This is a genomic window from Acidobacteriota bacterium (assembly GCA_003225175.1).
Lineage (GTDB): Bacteria > Acidobacteriota > Terriglobia > Terriglobales > Acidobacteriaceae > Gp1-AA112.
Window position 1 is genome coordinate 1 of record QIBA01000115.1, and the last position, 4,471, is coordinate 4,471.

The window sequence follows — 4,471 nt, forward strand, 5'->3', positions numbered from 1 at the left end:
GAGCCCGGCCAAGTTTGAGCGACTCGCATACACTCCCCAAAAAGCAGAACCGGGCTGAGGAGGATCGTCGAAGATTCCACTTTTGTTCTGCACCGGCCGGGTGGCGAATGCAGTTACCCGCAAGGCAGCATGCGTGAGACTCGCCCGTATTCCGTCGAAGCTGAGCGGGACATTAGGACCTTCGCGAAGGGCGACAAGTCTTCCGGAGCCGAAAACGAGTTCCTGTCGTCCGATGCGCAACGTTACAGCTGAATTGGGGCGCGACGATGCCAGAACCAAGTCGACGAATCCCTGATGGACATCGAGCCTATCCTCATCGATGAGCGGCCGGGGACCGCCTGTCCGTCCATTTTCAAGAGAGCTGTTCAGCTCAGCAAAAAAACGAAATTTTGATCCGTAATGAAGATCGCCGTGCAGAAGATAACGCTGTAGCAGATATCCGTCAGCATCCTGTGTAGTCAGACCGAAACTGGTGTTATGGAAACGTTCGTAGGTCTCTCGCGCCTCACCCCCAAGAGAAAGAAAGAAGCGACCGTGTTCAGCGAGCGGTACAAACTTCGTGAAATCCCAAAAGTCACTGCTTCCGGAAGTACCCCGCAGGAATGTCCAGTCCTCTTCATATCTCGGAAGAGGATAGAGATGGGCCAGCCTGGAAGCAGATGGTTCAGCGTCCGCTTGCCGGGTCTGCGCGTTCCCGGTTGTGCACAGGATGGTCAAGAGTAGCCATGCGAAAACTGACCTCAGGCGCATCTTCACTCACCCGCTGAAGCGCTCGCGCCTTCTTTGCTTCCTACCACGTCGGTCATTTCGTAATGGTGCATTTCCTCGACGTCAGTCAGGTACAGGCGCACATGGGAAAAGAAGTCTAAGAATTCCGGACTGTTGCGAAATCCCTGAAGGTGTCCCTCATAGGAGTCCCACTCAAGTCGGAGAACGAAGTGATCGGGCTCTTCACCGCATCGGGTTAACTCATAGGCAAGGCAGTGCGGCGATCTCATCAGGGACTCTGAGGCGAGCCTGTAGTCGGACAGGAACTGTTCCTGCTTCGAATCGGCTATTTTGTACCGTATGTATTCGATAACCATGGCAACACTCCCAGCCATTGACTGCACAATAGCTCCGGCTTCGTCTCAGCTACAAGACAGGCAGTTATCCCAGTAGAAAAAGTACTTGGCTGATGTGACATAACAAACAGTTCGCCCACCGTTAACGGCCGACTACCCGAAAGCTCAAATGTGTGGCTGTAGGAGAGGAGAGAACCCTGGTGCGCACGAGATTCAATGGCGGGGAATCGGTATCTTCGAAAAGCCGGGTTCCCGTACCCAGCAGCAGACTGGCGATGTGAATCCGGATCTCATCCACCACGCCCGCCTCAAGAGCCTGCTGAACGATACTGGCGCCACCCATTACACATACATCCTTATCGCCCGCAGCCACTTTCGCCATTTCGATCGCCGTCCTGATACTATCCACAACAAAAATAAAGCTCGTTTGTCCCTTCGTGAATGTTTGCCGTCGCCGGTGAGTCACAACGAAGCAAGGAACATGGAAGGTGCCGTCTTCACCCCAGTGCGCTTCCCCGACGTCAAAGGTTCGCCTGCCCATAACGAACGCTCCCGCACTCAGGAACATCTCCTGAACAATCATTCGATCGGTGGCGTCCGAATTCTTGAAGATCCAGTCGTGAATGCAGTCTCCACCGTTGCCAAGAGGATGCGCGAGATCGACCCCCTCCGCAGCGACAAAGCCATCGATTGACATGGTGATATCGATAAATGTTTTGCCCAATCAACTGAGCTCCCAATTTGGAGTTTCCAGCCGAACGCAGAAGCTGAAATACGACCGGACACACTGCGAGTTTCAGACCTTGACGGATTGCAGATCTGCTTAGCCAAGCTGCCGACCTCTTTGCATAACAGCTTGAAATTAAGGGATATTCTTAGCTGTAAGCCGCGGCAATACCCACTTAGAAGAAAATCATGTAGGCCAGTTCACCGTCTTGATGAATTACTCCGGGAATAGAAAAGCCTTTTGACCTGGGAAGTGCAGCCCCGTTGCCGACCGCGGTCACGTGCGGAATGCCGGCAGTTCCGGGCAGTATGTTGCGAATGTGCGCCGCGATCTGCTCCGCTTCTGTCGAATTTTCCTTCATCTGAACCAAAGCGGTAAGGATAAACCACGGCAGGATGCGATCGACTTTATGCCCAATACCATCGGCCGGCTGATTCGTCCCAGCGGCAAAGGAGCACGATCCCATTTCTGCACTTTTCAAGTTCCGAAATGCCGGGAGATTTCAGCTCACAAAGGTCGTGCAAAGCTGATATAAGCTGGTAATCTCTTTGTCGTTACCACACCACGATTGCACCGTCATGCACTTGCGTGATCTGGCACTGGAGACATCGCGGACAGAACAATCGCTCCGATACTGAGCTCGCGAGATCGGTAGCATTTAGGCTTTTTGCCCTGCTCGGCAATAAAAACTTGAGACGCTGTCCATGAACGAGTCTGGTCAACTCATTAGAAGATTGCGGGAAGAGCGATTCCTAAAGTCGCGCGATGTCGAGCGGCAGAGTCGAATTATCGCCGACCGCAAGGGCAACGAGGATTACTACATCGGGCACGCGACTCTCTTCGATATTGAAAACGGCAGTACTCCGGGAATCTACAAAATCGAGTGTCTGGCCCTGATCTTCAAAATGCCTCTGACGCAGATGCTGGCGGTGTTTGGAATCGATTCTCGCGACACTGAGCAGCCGGTGCTTCCGCATCCGCCCAGCGAAACGGCCCTGGATCCGGTTGACCTGACTGAGAGCGATGTCTCATTTCGGTTGAATTTCGACAATCGGGTCGATCCGCGCGAGACCGATCTTCTCAAGGGAAGACCGGAGGAATGGGGCATCGCCCCTGCCGCGATTTTAAAACGCTTACAGCCTCAGCGTTTTACGTACGCTGTCATTGGACTGGCTGACGACAGCATGGCAGACATCATTCCTCCGGGGTCGCTCATCGAAATCGACAGAAACCAGGCAACTGTTCAACTGTCTGCCTGGCGGACACTCCGGGAACGCCCGATTTACCTGGTTTGGCACGACCAGGGTTATAGCTGTGTCTGGTGTCAGCAGGATAAGCACGAAATTCTCTTGATCCCCCATCCAGCTTCGAACAAGCCGATACGCCGGCTGAGAGTGCGCGAGGCCACGATCATTGGGCGCATCGTGCACGCCTGGTGCTCTCTACAGCTGCCTCCATTTCAGGAGTGCTAGACCGGGACTACTACCGCGATCTGTGTCATTCCGGAACATACTTTTCTTGTACTTCCTACACTTCAGACCTAACTACATCGCCTAACTTGGTCGGAATTCCGACCAGACTTAACGAAACTCTTAGCTATTCCAACTTCTCGCTGTAATTCCTCGCAGGTGCAAAAGCACCGAAAGGAGTTACATCATGAAGAAGATCGTAGGTCTAGCACTCGCAACTCTCGTACTTGTCGGAACACTTTCAACCCCGTCACGGGCCGACGGAGGAGCGCCTTTTCCCGAATGCTTACCATGGCAGTGTCTGGTTGAGAACCCGAGCCCAACGAAGTAACTATCGCGAAATAGTTTTGTGGGCTGTGCGATCAGGAGGTAGTCTGCTCTCCACAGCCCATGAGTTCCGTACGGGAAAAGCTCGGGATGTTGTTTTGGATTGTGCCTCTTTGCCTTCAGCCTCTCATCGCCTTCTCCATTGGTCTTCGGCGACAGATCCGAAATTTTCCGATTTTCTTCGTGTACACGTTGTTCGTCTCCACACGCGATTTGGTCCTATTATTTGTGAGACACAATGCACGTATGTACTCGTGGATCTATTTCCTAGGCGAACCGCTGGCGATACTCTTGGGTGTCGCCGTGATCTACGAGATTCTCTGGCAATTGATCAGGCAATACGACACTCTTCGTGCGCTTGGGATGCGACTCTTCTGGCTCAGCGTTGCGGTGACCATGCTGGCGGGCTTGTGGATGTTTTATGAGTCAGAGTTCGGACGAGGTGAATTTCGCATGGAATCAGTCGTACTGATCGAACGCTCTGCGCGATTCGTTCAGGTTGGCGTTCTGATCGTCTTCATCCTATTCATATCCCATCTCGGTTTGACGTGGAAGCATTACACCTCCGGCATCGTAGCCGGTTTCGGGGTGGCCGCCGGTTTACAGCTAGCCGTCTTTGAACTTCGATCCACACAACTCATTGCAGCTGACACGTTCCACCTTCTCAATTCCCTGGGATACAACGTCGCGGTTTTGATATGGGCGATCTACTTCTTCTCACCGCTAAGTGAGATAAACGAATTGGGCCGCCTACCTGCGACCGACCTTGCGCGGTGGGATGAGATCCTGAGGAGGTACTTGAATCAATGATCGCCGCCCTCGTCATTTTCATTTTCCTGCTGATCCTGTTCGTTCTGATCTGGAGCATCGTCAGGCGCCGCTCA

Annotated in this window: 6 protein-coding genes; 2 read left to right on the forward strand and 4 right to left on the reverse strand. The window is 53.1% G+C overall.

The features are described 5' to 3' along the window. The 4 genes from DMG62_22750 to DMG62_22765 form a co-directional block, all read right to left on the reverse strand. Nucleotides 1-750 (reverse strand): alginate export family protein (locus DMG62_22750; protein PYY20631.1); only part of this gene is annotated, 750 nt, incomplete at its 3' end. A gap of 2 nt (nt 751-752) precedes the next feature. Beyond that, a complete protein-coding gene (locus DMG62_22755) occupies nt 753-1,085 on the reverse strand; it encodes an antibiotic biosynthesis monooxygenase (GenBank protein ID PYY20636.1) in 333 nt (110 codons plus the stop codon). A 121-nt stretch (nt 1,086-1,206) separates the two neighbouring features. Beyond that, the gene (locus DMG62_22760) at nt 1,207-1,788 is read right to left on the reverse strand and encodes a deaminase (protein ID PYY20632.1); all 582 of its coding nucleotides are present in this window, start codon (nt 1,786-1,788) and stop codon (nt 1,207-1,209) included. A 178-nt stretch (nt 1,789-1,966) separates the two neighbouring features. Continuing rightward, on the reverse strand, nt 1,967-2,257 hold the full coding sequence (locus DMG62_22765) for a hypothetical protein (protein ID PYY20633.1): 291 nt from the start codon (nt 2,255-2,257) through the stop codon (nt 1,967-1,969). A gap of 238 nt (nt 2,258-2,495) precedes the next feature. On the opposite strand from DMG62_22765, the gene DMG62_22770 reads away from it, so the two are divergent. Then, the gene (locus DMG62_22770; GenBank protein ID PYY20634.1) at nt 2,496-3,263 is read left to right on the forward strand and encodes a hypothetical protein; all 768 of its coding nucleotides are present in this window, start codon (nt 2,496-2,498) and stop codon (nt 3,261-3,263) included. A 387-nt stretch (nt 3,264-3,650) separates the two neighbouring features. Further along, on the forward strand, nt 3,651-4,397 hold the full coding sequence (locus tag DMG62_22775) for a hypothetical protein (GenBank protein ID PYY20635.1): 747 nt from the start codon (nt 3,651-3,653) through the stop codon (nt 4,395-4,397). Nucleotides 4,398-4,471: the final 74 nt, after the last annotated feature.

Excerpts from the sequence above, each read along its gene's own strand:
- DMG62_22755 (PYY20636.1), bottom strand. The coding sequence starts at position 1,085 with ATGGTTATCGAATACATACGGTACAAAATAGCCGATTCGAAGCAGGAA.
- DMG62_22765 (PYY20633.1), bottom strand. The coding sequence starts at position 2,257 with ATGGGATCGTGCTCCTTTGCCGCTGGGACGAATCAGCCGGCCGATGGT.
- DMG62_22770 (PYY20634.1), top strand. The coding sequence starts at position 2,496 with ATGAACGAGTCTGGTCAACTCATTAGAAGATTGCGGGAAGAGCGATTC.
- DMG62_22775 (PYY20635.1), top strand. The coding sequence starts at position 3,651 with ATGAGTTCCGTACGGGAAAAGCTCGGGATGTTGTTTTGGATTGTGCCT.